The organism is Rheinheimera sp. 4Y26 (assembly GCF_025245835.1).
GTDB lineage: Bacteria > Pseudomonadota > Gammaproteobacteria > Enterobacterales > Alteromonadaceae > Pararheinheimera.
Genome location: NZ_JAOBWS010000007.1, coordinates 28,160 through 41,403, shown reverse-complemented (window position 1 = coordinate 41,403; position 13,244 = coordinate 28,160). Strand labels below are relative to the sequence as shown.

The following is a 13,244-nucleotide window of genomic DNA, read 5'->3' as shown; positions in this document are numbered from 1 at the left end:
GGTTTCTGTTAATCGTTGTGCCGATAATGTGCCGGCTGATGATTCAGCTCCACTGCCAGTGCCATCAGCAGTTGCGTCCAGTCGTCAATCAACCGTGCTTTGGCTCTTTTATCATCGTACAGCTGTAAAGTTAACGTCAGTTCACAGCCAAAAGGCATCGGCAAAATGGTGATCCAGACCAGATCCGGCTCGGCCTGACGTCTGGGTGGGTACAAACTGAATAACAACTGCTGCGGTGGTGTGATTTGCAGATATTCCCCCCAATGCACTAACTCGCGGCCGTTGCGGTTTTCGACTATCCGAAAACGACCGCCAACCCGGGCGTCAATGTCTGCCTGTTGTAACCTGGCATCAGGGTGGGTGAATAACCAGCGGCCAGCGTATCGTTCATCCAGCCAGTATAAAAATACCACTTCGGCCGGTGCTTCATAACAATGGCTGATACTGAGTTGCTGTAAAGTACGGTCCATGTCAGCTCCTTGCCAGGATAGGGATCTGTCGCCGGATCCGGCGGACTCTATGCTGCTGACATTGTAGTTGGCGTTACACATTTTTCGCGCTAATTCAGCGAATTAACCACAAATTGTCCGGATTTTAGCCGGTAGACAGTGCTGCATTGTTGTCGTAAGCGGTTACATGGCAAGGGTGTTGGGTCTGTTGGGGCAGGGACCGTTGGGGTTGGATCTGGTGGGGAAGGGCTCAGATGCTGCAACCTGAGCACATTTGACGTTGTGCGGTTGCAGCCTGGCCTGAGATCAGTTGCTTTTCTTTTGCAACAAATCCCATTTATTGCCGTATAAATCCTGAAACACCACCACTGTGGCATAGACTTCTTCGCGTGGCGTTTCTAAAAACTGCACACCTTGTTGTTGCATACGCTGATAATCAGCCCAAAAATCATCGGTTTGCAAAAATAACCACACCCGGCCTGCACCCTGGCCGCCAATCAGCGCCTGCTGCTCGGCTTTGGACGCTTTGGCCAGTAATAAAGCGCAGCCTGTACTGTCTGCGGGACTAACCACCACCCAGCGTTTATCACCTTGTGGGCTGTCTTCCAATAGTTGAAACCCCAGTTTTTGCGTGTAAAAGGCGATAGCTTCGTCATAATCTGCCACCAGCAGACTGACCAGACTAAGTTGTTGTGTCATCGGAACTCCGTTATTGATAGCTGCCCGGCGAGGGTTAGCTGCCGAGCAAACCTAAATCTATTGCTTTGAGCACAGCCTTGGTGCGATCACGCACCCCTAATTTTAATAAAATGGCCGACACCTGATTTTTTACTGTGCCTTCAGATTTAAACACACTTTGGGCAATTTCCCTGTTGCTAAAACCAGCCGCCATCAGGCGCAGAATTTCCAGTTCTTTGGCCGACAAGGCATCGGCCGGAGCCTGGGCAGGGGATGGGCTTGGTGATTGACGTAAAAAAGACTGCAGAATTTTATCTGTGATGGCCGGTTGTAACAAGCTGCCGCCGTTTTTTACCTGATGGATGGCATCCACCAGCACTTCAAGTGCGACATCTTTAAGTAAATAACCGCGGGCTCCGGCCTGCATCGCCTGTAACACCCGCTCGTGGTCGTCAAAAGTGGTCAGAATAATCACAGGCACCACAACGCCTGCCGAGGCCAGCAGTTGCAAAGCCGCAATACCGTCGACTTGCGGCATCTGAATATCCATCAGCACCAAATCGACCTGATGTTGAGCGATCAGCGCGACAATATCGGCGCCATTGGCGGCCTGAGCCACCACTTCAATATCGGGCGCCAGACTCAATAAACTGATAATTCCCTGACGCACCAGCGTCTGATCGTCGATCACCGCAACCCGAATCGTCATATTTTTACTTCCGGTAAAGTGACATCTATTTGCAGTGCTTGCTGCTGCTGGCTGAGCAGCAGCTGTCCGCCGGCTTCTTCAATCCGTTCCCGCATGCCGCGCAGGCCATTGCCTTCCTGCAGCGGCCAGTTGGCACAGTGGCCGTTATCCTGATAACGCAGATGCAGTTGTTGTTGATGGCGCCACACTTCAACACTGGCAGCTGTGGCAGCGCCATGGCGGATACTATTGGTCAGCGCTTCCTGGCACACCCGGAATAACAAAGCGGTGGATAAGGGATCCATCACCAGATCTGCGCTGATCCGGCAATCCAGTTTCAGCGCCGGAAAATTCTGCGCTAAAGCGCGGCACTGACTGGCCAGATGGGGTTTTTGCGGTTCTCGTAATTGTGACACCGTATGGCGGATGTCCTGCAGCAGTTGTTTGGCCAGCTGATGACAGTGTGCCAGCTGTGCCTTGTGATTGTTATCGGCCTGATATTCCGCCACCTGCAGCTGGATGACCAAAGCCGTCAGATGATGACCCAGGCTGTCGTGTAAATCGCGCGCTATTCTGAGCCTTTCACCGTCGGCAGCCTGCTCGGCCAGTTTGCCCTGCGCATCCAGCAGTTGCTGATGGGTTTGTGCTAAGGCTTCGCGCGCCAGTGTTTCAGCGCGGGCTGTGCTCATGGCATAAATGGCAAAAAACTGGAAAGTGCCACAGACCAGCAGCATCAGATAAGCGCTGTTGTGACTGTTCAGATAAATACTCATCAGCACCGAAGGCGCCAGCGCCGGAATAATCATCCAGTACAGATATTGTTTGGGCAGATACCAGGGCAATAACGCCACCCAGAGCACAGCAAGACCCGGGGTAAAGCCATAAGGCACCAGCACGGCGTTGGGCACCAATAACAACCACAGCAGGCCAAGGCGAACATACTGAGTGAGATTGGCGGTTTTTTCCTGTGCCTGAATAAACAACACTAAAAACAGCAGCAAACTGGCCGCTATCAACATCGTTTGCCAGCTTTCTATCCCATAGTTGTTGCTGACGCCTTTTAACTGGATCCAACTAAAGGCGGCCCAGCTGATTTGCGCAGCCAGATTTTCTTTTTGCAATAAAGTGCGCCAGCCCTGGTTTTTCAACGGCTTTGCTGGCGCTGCTATTGTGCTGGCACTCGGGGGAGCGGAACTGTGACTCATTTTTGCTTTAAGCTCATGATTTATTTAGGCCAATCTGATTTTCAGTATGCCTGTGCCGGCAGGGGGCGGCAATAGGCCAAAAGTCATGCCGGCGAATGTGACTTATGGCACTACGGAACTTATCACGCCAAAGCTACAGTGGCCTTAACTGAACCCAATGGAAGAATCGTTATGCTTTATCTGCATCAGTTTTTACTTGTAGCCCACATTATTGCCGGCTCCATTGCGCTTGCACTGTTCTGGGCGCCGATGCTGGCAAAAAAAGGCAGCCCGCTGCATCGTCAAAGCGGCCGTTATTATGCGTATTTATTGTATGGGGTGTCGCTCAGCGGTGTGTTGATGTCGGCCATGGTGCTGGTGGCGCCTTTGTATTTTAAAGCCAAATATCTGAGCAGCGGTGCTGATCCTGCTGTAGTTGCCGACAATGTCAGGGCTATGGCCACTTTCCTTGGTGTATTGAGCTTATTAAGCTGGGCCTCCATCCGTCAGGGCATGCTGGTGCTGCAGCTGCGTCACAACGCTGCAGTGTTAAAAAGCCCGCTGCATCTGGGTACTTTAGTGCTGTTGTTAGGTTCTGGCTTGTATTTGTTGTGGCTGGGTCAGGGCAAAGCACAGCCGCTTTATCTGGTATTTGCCATAGTGGCGGTGCTGAACGCTGTTGGCAGTCTGCGGTTTATCTTTCGTGCTGAACCTTGCCGTAACGCTATTTTGCGCCAGCATATCGGTAATATGCTGGGCTCAGCCATTGCCATTTATACCGCCTTTGCCGCTTTTGGTGGCCGTGGTGTGTTGCAGCTTGATGCCACAGGGCAGTTTATCAGCTGGGTGGCGCCTTCAGTGATAGGCATTGCTGTTACCCTCTGGTACAACAGAGCTTATCAGCTGCAAAAATCCTCTTTGCCTCAGCCACGCTAAGCGCTGGAGCAGTAGCGGCAGTTGTTGTTATACTGCCGCCGTTTTCCCGCCAATGCAGAGGCCTGTTATGCCAAATCAAACCCATATCCCCAACACTGAACTTGAGCTCTGGTCGATCGACGAGTTGTGTGACCATGCTTTTAGTATTTTTGAAGAGCTGGCGGCTGAAAACCTGTCGGCTGAAGATTACAGCCTGTATCAAAGCCAGTATGAACAGCGCGCCTATGTGGATTTAGTGCCACCCAGTGACGATTGGGTGGAGCTTATTCAGGCAGAACTCGAGCCAGAACTGCATTTTGAAGCCCTGATTGGTTTAAGCGGTGAAAATGGCGGTGCCGATATAGTGCTGGCGCGGATTTTATTAAGCCGGGAAAAACATGACGCCTTATGCCATGCCCAATGGCGGGGTCAATAGCTGATAGTCATCGGCAGTGAGGTAAATCTGGGGATGAACAAAGTGTTGATGCCACAGCAACCGCAGCGCATAGAGCCCAATGCACAAATCATCCGGCGTGCACAGATGAGTATCAGCAACTGGGCTGGCGGCAGCACCCTGCAACTGGCGATTTACCCGGCACAAAGCTCTGTGGCGGCGCAGGATTTTCTCTGGCGTTTTAGCTCTGCCACAGTAGAACAAAGTGGTGCTTTTACTCAATTTGCGGCGCATCAGCGTTTGTTGGCGCTGCGTCAGGGCGCTGGATTTACCCTGCAGGTCGACAATCACCAGGCTCAGGTGGATAACCCTTACCATTGTTTGCGTTTTGCCGGCAAAAGTCACAGCAGCGCACAATTAAACAATGGCGCTGTCACCGACATCAATCTGATGCTGGCCGCCGGTTATCAGGGCAATATGCAGGCGGTGCCTCTCGGCTCAGACTGGCAACCGTTTATGATGCCAAGGCCTGAGCACAGCACTTTGTTGCTCTGGAGTGACGAGTTGGCGCTTGAAGTTCGGCAGGGAAGCGCGGCGCACTCTGATGCGCAAAGCTGGTTGCTGCAGCCGGGCGATTTATTGCTGCTCGAGCATTGGCCGCTGGCACAAAGGCCTGAGTTTCGTTCCCCGACAAACCAAACCGGAAGCTCTTTGGTTCTTGCCTGGATAAAAATGTTGTAGCCCGCAACAGAGTTTATTATCGTAAGTTCTGCAATGGAGCTAAGCAGTGCAACAAGCTCAGTAAAACCACAAAAGGACAATTAGATGGCAGGGAAATATCCGGACAAAATCCGCGAATTAGAACTTTATGATGGTCGGTTTGATGCTTACCGCCTCAAAGCACAGGGCGCAGAGGTGCTATTTGCCTCTTATCAGGCCGGCATGGACATTCCAGCCCATCAGCATGATACCGACAACTATGGCGTGATTATCCGCGGTGAGCTGATTTTAACCATAGCGGGTGAAAGCCGCCGTTTTGGCGTGGGCGACTGGTACCATGTGCCGGCTTTTTGTCAACATGCCGCCCGTTTTGAGGTGGAAACCGACGAAATAGAGTTTTGGTTTCAGCCCAAAGCTGCTGTTTAATCTTTCAGCCCGGCCTGGTTTAAAGACAGCGTCAGACGTAGCTGAAACCAGACCTGGATTGTTTAGGAAAGATGTTGTTCATTTACTCTGCATCGAAGCTTTAACTGGATCAGCAGCTGCTGCCGGCGCAGTGAATAACTTATCCAGTAACCAGGCCAGGCGCACCGCCGCCTGCAACATCCGCGTTTCAACTACGGGGCCGTCGCGCAGCACGGCCTGCTCATCGAGCAACATGCCGGGGCGATAAGCCTGGTACACTTTGCGGGTTTGTGTCAGTGATTCATTGGCCCAGAACAGCGCATCACCATGTTGCCAGCTGCGGATTTTTCGCGTCGCAACATCAGCAAATTTTTGTTGTAATAAATGCTCATTTTCTTCATAACCCAGAGCGCGCAGCAGGCCGCTGTCCCAAACGCCATGTAAATTGCCGGGTTGTTTTAAAAAATACACCGCCGTTTTATTACCGCCTAAGTCATCGGCGTAGCTCACATGCAAAGGTTGATGCAAGTCGGCAACAAAATGACTTAAAAACAACAAAGACTGCAGCTTTTGCAGTGAATTTTCAGTGGTTTTTAGTACTGCACTGTGATGGCGGATGGCCGAAAGTAAACAGCCGGCACTGGCACAATCTTTGTGTTCAACTTTGCGGGCGTCTCGTTTTACATTAATAAAATGGTGCGGTTTGCTGTAGCTAAAGGCGGGTTCATTGCGCGCTTCATCCGGCCAGACACAACCTTTGGCAAAAGTTTCACCCGGTTTGAATTGCAGCAACATATCAATTTGTTGCCGGGTTTGTGCTGTGGCCTGCTGATAGGCCAGCTGGCATATTTGCTGATGGCCGGTACGACCAAAGGCAAAGGTTTGGGATGAATAAGCCACAGCGAGCAGGGCACTGCATAAAAAAATAAAACGCATAAAAACTCCGATGTTTTGCAGAGATACCCTCAGCAACAGCTGTTGTTATTCCGGCACCAGTTCAGTAACTTGCCAGCTGGCGGCACCTTCTGACAGCAGGTCGGAAATTTCGGCCAAAGCGGCTTTTATCTCGGTAGCCAAAGTATAAGGCGGGTTGATCACCAGCATGCCAGAGCCTGTCATGCCAAAACCTTCGCTGTCGGCTTTCGGGCAATATTCAATGCGTAACTGGTTGCGGATGCCGGTATTTTTAATAGCGTCAATCACAGCTTCAATGCTGCTGCGCTCAATCACCGGATACCAGATGGCATAGGTCGCTTGTGGAAAACGCTGATACGCCAGCTGCAAACCTTTCACCAGATCCTGATATTCGGTTTTCAGCTCATAAGGCGGATCAATCAGCACCAGACCGCGTTTATGCAGCGGCGGCAACATGGCTTTAAAACCGGCGTAAGCGTCCATTTGTTCTATACGGGTAAAACCACGTTGTAAAAACTGCGCCTGCAATAATGGAAAATCCGTTGGATGCAGCTCAGTGGCCTGAATACTGTCGGTTGGTCGCAGCAGCATTTTGGCAATGGCAGGGGAACCCGGATAAAAGGCTAAATTGCCGTCCGGGTTTAATTCTTTAATCAGTTCAAGATAAGTATTCAGCGCCGGGCTTAAAAAAGCGCTTTGTTGTGCTTTGCTCATTAAGCGGCCAATACCGTCTTTATATTCACCGGTTTTTTGTGCCTGCTCCGAGGCCAGGCTGTATAAACCAGCGCCGGCATGGCTGTCGTGGTAGCAAAAAGGTTTATCTTTTTTCTTTAAATACAAAATGATAGCAACTTCGACCAGATGTTTAATCACATCTGCATGATTACCGGCGTGATAGCTGTGGCGATAACTCAGCATAAAATAAGGCTCCGGGCGCAAAACTGGCCGTTAGTATACAAAAAAGCCTGCAAGCTTACTGCTTCAGGCGACAAACTCAAGTTGAATCTACGATGCACCCGGCAATTAGGTTAGAATAAGCGATATTTTGGCCGCGGCTGCGGCAGTTTGTAAAAGCCTCTGTAGTGGGGCTGCATTTTAGTCAAGGAATCAGCTGTGTCAGCAGAAGCAAAATCAGGTCGGCCTCAAGGCAAAAAACCGGCAGCAAAACGTTTTCAACCGGACGCTAAACCAGCGCACAGTTCAGGCCACGCTCAGCATGCATCCTCAGGCCGGCATAAAACCGCAGAGCGCGAAAAAAATGCCGAAAAAAGTGAAAACCTGCTGCAAAAACCCTGGATGAAAAACGGCAAAAAAATGGCTGCAGATCAGCCAAAACAGCACAAAGCCGAGACCACATCTGCCAAAACTGTGAGCGCAGCCCTGCTAAAACAACACAAACAGGAAGAAAGCAAAGTGCAGGGTGAAAACGCCTGCCGGGTGTGTTTTCGTGAGCGGCCGGATGCAGTGGTCAAAATGTATCTGGAACAGAGCTTGGCCGGCAAATTTGCTGATGTGATGAAGTATCTGGCAGCCAATAAAAAAGCCTACCATCTGGTTGATGCCGCTGAGCTTGAGAAAATCAGCGGTAGTTCACACCACGGTGGTGTGGTTTTTGTGGTGAAACGCAAACCGGAACAAACACTTGCCGCTTATCTGGCTGCCAATAAACATAAAAAACACGACTGTTTATTGGCGCTGGACGGGGTAGGCAACCCGCATAATCTTGGCGCTATAGTGCGCAGTTGCGCCCATTTTGGTGTGCAGGGGGTCATTATGACTCAACCTGATTTATTACAATCCGGCGCTGCCGCCCGCACTGCCGAAGGTGGCGTGGAGTTTGTGGCAGGTTTGGCCTGTGATCATCTGCCTCTGGCGCTGAAACTGTGTAAAGAAGCAGGTTATAGCCTGATCACCACCTCAAGCCACGCCGGTGTTTCTTTGTATAACAGCAAACTTGGTAACAAAGTGGTGGTGGTGTTTGGCGAAGAGATGGACGGTGTCTCCAAACAGGTGGCCAACAGCACAGATATTGCGCTGCAAATTCCGGGGACCGGCAAAGTGGAGTCTTTAAATGTCAGTGTGGCGGCCAGTCTGATTTTAGGAGAATGGTATCGTCAGCAGCAAAGCTGATCATTTTTTACGCTGTTGTACTGACAGAATTCTGATTTGCTGACTATCTTGTGAAGCTGGCTCTGAGATTGCTCAGAGCCAGCTCAGAATGAAGTTCTTCAGCAGGAGTTTTTCATGCACGATCAAACCAGCTTGTTGTTGCTTATTAAATCGTTAAAAGATCAACAGATCAGTCAGGATCAATTTTACCGCCAGTTAACTCACACCATTACCACAGCTTTGGGCTGCAGCCGCGCCAGTCTCTGGTTATATTCAGATGCACTGTTGCAGGAAATTATTGCGGTCGACCTGTATGACTCGCTTAAAGATGAGCATTATCAGGGCATTGCTTTGCATGAAGATGATTTTGCCCCATATTTTGAAGCCATGCGCAATGACGGCGGCATTGATGCAGCTGTAGCCGCTGAACACCCCGCAACCAGTTGTTTTAATGAGCTTTATTTTGAGCCAAATGATATTTATTCGTTGCTGGACGTTGGGATCCGTTATCAGGGGCAATTGGTCGGGGTGTTTTGTTGTGAGCAGGTGGGCGAAGTGATGGTTTGGACAGAGCAGCAGAAGTTGTATCTGGAGCAGGCAGGCAAATTGATTACTTTTGCCTTAAAACCCTTATTACAACAAAAGTTTGCCGCTTTATTCTGAATTGATCTGCTAAGGCGCAGGCCCGGATGGCCTGCGCTTGTTGCTGTTGTGATGTTACTGTTGTGATGTTATTCCGCTGTAATAGCCTGACTTTTTTTACCTTGCCACACTTTGCCGGTTAATGCCCAGACAATACAGCCGCCCCAGGCAATCATCGACATACCGGCCGGTATGTTCGCCAGAAAAATCAGTTTTAAATGACCGCGGTTAAAAAACACTGCCAACAAGCTTGGCACAAACCAAATGATTAAAAAGGTAGGAATAAACCATAACCAAAAACCTAAACTTGCACCTGCAAAAGCTGTGAATAATTGATCCATCTTTTTATCCTCCGGGTTGTTTCATCGGTTGCGGGCTTTGTCACGGGCCACTGGATACAGCATATGCTGCTGTGACAGTGTGAGGCGGGCTTAAATGATAAACGGCAGAATTTGTTGATTTTCGGCAGACAGGCTGAGATCAGTGGTGATGCAATAAGCTGTTGATCAGCTTTCTGTTCAAGAGGACAGAAGGTTCAGGCATTTAGCCCGTCAGCCAGTTGCTGACTGATGGCCAGCACCAGGCTTAAATCTGCTTCGAGTGGATCTTTGACGAGTTCCCGGATCACAAGGTCAGCCAGCTGGATCAGATCCTGCCGAAGTTCTGCCGGATAAGGATGTTCATCGTCCTGCAGTCTTGCTCTTAACGTCACCCAAAAAAACCGGCAGTCTGCCATCACCTGTAAGCGGGCAAATTCATCTTCACCGGCCAGACAATGGCTGAGCTGATAACATAATCTGGCAAAAATCTGTTGCTCCAGCGTTTTACTCTGTAGCCCCAGCACACTGTGTTGTTGATAGAGTTCAATGGCTTGTTTCATATCTTTTTCTATTGTGCTGGCCTGGTGCGGTTCAATGGTTGTGTGACGCTAAGCTATTGGTCAAAACCCCAGATTGAGGTTAAAACAAAGCGGCTTATTAATAAAGCCGCCTGTGGATTCAGCCGCAACTGTATGCCCCTGGCGGGCGCCAGAAGGTTAACTAAATAAAGACAATAAACTGTTATTGTTTTTGTTGTTGCCGCCAGACAACCCTTCCAGCTGGCTTTTAATACGTTCAGCGGCCGCGCGGGCAAATTCCAGCGCTTTTTCTTTTTGTTGTTCTTTTTCAGCCGATAAAGAACCACTGCCATTTTTGGCATTTTCCAGTTGCTGCACCGATTTGGCTACAGCGGTGCTGGTTTCAAGACGGCTGCTGATATCTTTGTCGGCTTCTTTTAACCTGCTGGCAGTGCTGCTGGTTACTTTTTCGGCATTGGCCAGTGAACCCGCCTGTTGCTCGTTGCCATCGAGCAAGGCTCTGGCTTGGGCTGAGGACGTGATTTTTTCCGGTAATAACAGGCCTTTGGCCGATTTGCTGCTGGCGACTTCCAGTTCACCACCTTTGGTGTTGGTGGACACAATCATATTTTTGTCATCACGCAGTAAATTGGTTTTGTTGTCACCGGTTTTAACCGTGGCTTTGTCCTGGCTTGCGACAATGTTTTCTCTGAGTTTCTGATAATCCGCCTGCAACTTCTCACGCTCTTTGCTACTAATGCTGTCATCGGCCAGTTGAGTGGCGACTTCGCGCACCTGTTTTAAGCTGTTGCCAATGTCTTTATTGGCGCTGCTGGCGGCGCTGATGGCCGTTTTAGCATTGGCCTGGCTTTGTTGTACAGCGGTATAACGTTCGCTTTCACTGCTGCGGTTGGAGGCGCTGGCAGTGCTCTGTGTCGTGTCTTGGGTTGTGGCCTGAGTTGTACTTTGGCTGGCAGACACATTCAGAGGGGCGTTGAGCTGGCTGCTCTGCGCCGACTGCAAATAACTGGAAATAGTAAGGGCCATGGTAAAACTCCGCGCTGTTAGGGGTAACTTACAGAGTTTACCTAAGGATGGCGCAACATGCTGTGCTAAAAAGCAAATAAGCGGCAATTTTTTGCCGCTTATTTTGCAAAGACTGTAAAGCTAACCACCGCAGCCAGAATGCATGTTGCTGTTAAAAACCACTAAAACGTTGTTTTAAAGTTTGCAGCTGACGGCGACTGACTTCCACCTGACTGCCATCCTGCAATACGGCCAGCATAGTGCCGGCCGCTATGCCGGGTTCAAGCTGGCTGATCTGGTCGATGCGGATAATATCGGCTCTGCTGCTTTTAAAAAAATATTGGGGGTCGAGCCGGCTTTCAATCCGGGACAACGAACTTAATAAAAAGCTTTTGCCATAAGGCGTATAGACAGCACTGTGATTACCAATACTCTCAAAACGGCTGATTTCACAAAGCCGTACTATCCGGTTCAGCTCGCCAAACTTCAGTAATAAGCCGTGCTGTTCCGGCAAATAGTTGACGTTATGCGCTGCCGTTTGATGGTTGCCGCGCTGTATAAACCTTTGTACCGTGCTGGCCAGACGTGTTGGATCGAGCGGTTTTACCAGATAATCCAGTGCGTTAAGGGCAAAGGCATCCAGCGCATAACTGTGAAATGCAGTGCAAAATACAAACTGCAAATGGGGTTGCAGCTCAGCCGCAAACTCAAGTCCTGTGACTTCCGGCATCTGAATATCGAGAAAAATCAAGTCGATATCCAGAGTTTCCAGCGCATTTCTGGCTTCGGCCACACTGGCTGCTTCTGCAACAATGTTGATCTGCGAATGTGCGGCGAGCAAACGTTTCAGTTCAGCCCGCGCCAGCCGTTCGTCGTCCACTATCAGCGTTTTAATCATAACTGAGCTCCATGCAAATACGGTAAAGGCCGGCCTGGTTTGAATCCGGAGCCTGTTGATGAACAGTGATGTTGTTCTGTCCCGGCATCAATGCCAGCCGTTGTTGTAAATTGGCAAGTCCGGTATGGGTGTTACCCTGACTGCTTGGATGGCGGTAACTGTTGCTGACTTCCAGCTGCCAGCGTTGTTCTGGCAACTGGCGGGCACAAATGCGGATAAAACCGGGTTGGGCATTCGGGCTGATGCCATGTTTAATCGCATTTTCCACCAGGGTTAATAAACTCAGGGTAGGGAGCTGGTGTTGCAGGCAGTTGCCGGCTATATCCAGTTCCAGCTTCAGTCGTTGTTCCAGCCGGACTTGTTCTATCGACAGATAATGTTCGGCAATACGCCATTCTTCTTCCAGCCTTGACAAAGGTGTCAAATGTGCCTGCAGATGAGTGCGGAACAGTTCTGACAGCTGGGTGACAGTGTCAGCAGCTTTGTGCTGATCTTCAAAAATTAACGCGCGGATGCTGTTTAACGCATTAAATAAAAAATGGGGGCTTAACTGATTGGTCAGCTGTTGTAATCGGCTTTGTTCCAGCTGCTGTTGCATCTGTTTTTTGCTTTGATGGTTATGCCACATTAAATACAGCATGCACCAGATAGCAAATACCACCGCCTGATTCAGACCGCCAAACAGGATCAGCGATTTGTGCTGAAAATGCAGCTGATATTCACCTTCAGCTGAACTGAACACCAGATGGGTAATGTCGGTGACCTGTAAAAAATCAATTTTCCCTATCGCAATGGACAACAACATGCTGACGATACCCAGCACATAAAGCAGCCCTGCCAGTTGTAGCAGCGCCCAGCCCATCCGGCCTTTGGGAATAAAATACAGCTTCAGATAAGGCCGCACCAAAAAATGCGTCAGCAATACAATCGCCAGCGTATCCACTGCAGAACGTACAATAACGGCCAGCTGTTGTGATGGCGTCAGCTGGCTGAACATCGCCTGCATCACACTCCAGTAGACAAAAAAGCCAAAAACAAAGCTGATGGCCACAGCAAATTTATACTCGCGGCTGACACTGAAGCTGGTGCGCCAGAATTGTTGTAGCTTCTGACTGAAGCTGCTTGGTATTTTATGATTAAGCATTGTTGACTGTATCTGCAGGTTGCAGCCGGTGTAGCGCTTTTTTGTATGCTAAAACACCAGGCCAATAGAAAACATCTGGCAAAAGATAACTCAGATAAGCGTCGTGGCACCAGTAAAACCGCTTTGAAAAACCAGCAAATCAGAGTACAGAACTTCTATTCTAAGTCTTTCATATAACACATAAAAAAAGCATGCAGCAGTCGGACAGCGGATGTTTGTCTGCAGCTCTGTGTCGGATG

17 protein-coding genes are annotated in these 13,244 nt (G+C 49.8%); 6 read left to right on the top strand and 11 right to left on the bottom strand.

Annotated features, from left to right (window positions below):
* Positions 1-8 precede the first annotated feature (8 nt).
* The 4 genes from N3Z11_RS10500 to N3Z11_RS10485 form a co-directional block, all read right to left on the bottom strand.
* Positions 9-470, bottom strand: a complete 462-nt coding sequence (locus tag N3Z11_RS10500) for an SRPBCC domain-containing protein (protein WP_260657138.1) — start codon at positions 468-470, stop codon at positions 9-11.
* 285 nt (positions 471-755) lie between these two features.
* Entirely contained in the window at positions 756-1,148 is a 393-nt protein-coding gene (locus tag N3Z11_RS10495) for a VOC family protein (protein ID WP_260657137.1), read from the bottom strand.
* Positions 1,149-1,182: 34 nt separating this feature from the next.
* The gene (locus N3Z11_RS10490) at positions 1,183-1,836 is read right to left on the bottom strand and encodes a response regulator (RefSeq protein ID WP_260657136.1); all 654 of its coding nucleotides are present in this window, start codon (positions 1,834-1,836) and stop codon (positions 1,183-1,185) included.
* Positions 1,833-2,963: a sensor histidine kinase gene (locus tag N3Z11_RS10485; RefSeq protein WP_260657135.1), complete on the bottom strand. Its 1,131-nt coding sequence runs from the start codon at positions 2,961-2,963 to the stop codon at positions 1,833-1,835. Before N3Z11_RS10485 ends, N3Z11_RS10490 begins: the two co-directional genes overlap by 4 nt.
* A 228-nt stretch (positions 2,964-3,191) precedes the next feature.
* On the opposite strand from N3Z11_RS10485, the gene N3Z11_RS10480 reads away from it, so the two are divergent.
* The 4 genes from N3Z11_RS10480 to N3Z11_RS10465 all read left to right on the top strand — a co-directional run bounded on the left by N3Z11_RS10480 (position 3,192) and on the right by N3Z11_RS10465 (position 5,454).
* Entirely contained in the window at positions 3,192-3,935 is a 744-nt protein-coding gene (locus tag N3Z11_RS10480; RefSeq protein WP_260657134.1) for a hypothetical protein, read from the top strand.
* Between the two features lie 67 nt (positions 3,936-4,002).
* On the top strand, positions 4,003-4,350 hold the full coding sequence (locus N3Z11_RS10475; RefSeq protein ID WP_260657133.1) for a YciU family protein: 348 nt from the start codon (positions 4,003-4,005) through the stop codon (positions 4,348-4,350).
* 33 nt (positions 4,351-4,383) lie between these two features.
* Entirely contained in the window at positions 4,384-5,049 is a 666-nt protein-coding gene (locus N3Z11_RS10470) for a HutD family protein (protein WP_260657132.1), read from the top strand.
* Between the two features lie 84 nt (positions 5,050-5,133).
* The gene (locus tag N3Z11_RS10465; RefSeq protein WP_260657131.1) at positions 5,134-5,454 is read left to right on the top strand and encodes a cupin domain-containing protein; all 321 of its coding nucleotides are present in this window, start codon (positions 5,134-5,136) and stop codon (positions 5,452-5,454) included.
* Between the two features lie 78 nt (positions 5,455-5,532).
* Here N3Z11_RS10465 and N3Z11_RS10460 read toward each other — a convergent pair whose 3' ends face one another.
* Complete coding sequence (locus N3Z11_RS10460) at positions 5,533-6,369, bottom strand: S1/P1 nuclease (protein WP_260657130.1); 837 nt, start codon at positions 6,367-6,369, stop codon at positions 5,533-5,535.
* A 45-nt stretch (positions 6,370-6,414) separates the two neighbouring features.
* Positions 6,415-7,266, bottom strand: coding sequence for a 23S rRNA (adenine(2030)-N(6))-methyltransferase RlmJ (locus N3Z11_RS10455; protein ID WP_260657129.1), 852 nt, complete (start codon positions 7,264-7,266; stop codon positions 6,415-6,417).
* Between the two features lie 195 nt (positions 7,267-7,461).
* Between N3Z11_RS10455 and N3Z11_RS10450 the strand changes: the two genes are divergently transcribed.
* Complete coding sequence (locus N3Z11_RS10450) at positions 7,462-8,478, top strand: tRNA/rRNA methyltransferase (protein ID WP_260657128.1); 1,017 nt, start codon at positions 7,462-7,464, stop codon at positions 8,476-8,478.
* Positions 8,479-8,592: 114 nt separating this feature from the next.
* Positions 8,593-9,120, top strand: coding sequence for a GAF domain-containing protein (locus N3Z11_RS10445; RefSeq protein ID WP_260657127.1), 528 nt, complete (start codon positions 8,593-8,595; stop codon positions 9,118-9,120).
* A 68-nt stretch (positions 9,121-9,188) separates the two neighbouring features.
* On the opposite strand, the gene N3Z11_RS10440 is transcribed toward N3Z11_RS10445, so the two are convergent.
* The 5 genes from N3Z11_RS10440 to N3Z11_RS10420 form a co-directional block, all read right to left on the bottom strand.
* Entirely contained in the window at positions 9,189-9,440 is a 252-nt protein-coding gene (locus N3Z11_RS10440; RefSeq protein ID WP_260657126.1) for a superinfection immunity protein, read from the bottom strand.
* Between the two features lie 194 nt (positions 9,441-9,634).
* Positions 9,635-9,979 carry a flagellar biosynthesis regulator FlaF gene (locus N3Z11_RS10435; protein ID WP_260657125.1) on the bottom strand — a complete coding sequence of 115 codons (345 nt, stop codon included), beginning with the start codon at positions 9,977-9,979 and terminating at the stop codon, positions 9,635-9,637.
* A 156-nt stretch (positions 9,980-10,135) separates the two neighbouring features.
* A complete protein-coding gene (locus N3Z11_RS10430) occupies positions 10,136-10,984 on the bottom strand; it encodes a hypothetical protein (protein ID WP_260657124.1) in 849 nt (282 codons plus the stop codon).
* A 151-nt stretch (positions 10,985-11,135) separates the two neighbouring features.
* Positions 11,136-11,861 (bottom strand): LytR/AlgR family response regulator transcription factor, encoded by a 726-nt coding sequence (locus N3Z11_RS10425; protein WP_260657123.1) that lies wholly within the window; start codon positions 11,859-11,861, stop codon positions 11,136-11,138.
* On the bottom strand, positions 11,854-13,005 hold the full coding sequence (locus N3Z11_RS10420) for a sensor histidine kinase (protein WP_260657122.1): 1,152 nt from the start codon (positions 13,003-13,005) through the stop codon (positions 11,854-11,856). Before N3Z11_RS10420 ends, N3Z11_RS10425 begins: the two co-directional genes overlap by 8 nt.
* Positions 13,006-13,244 lie beyond the last annotated feature (239 nt).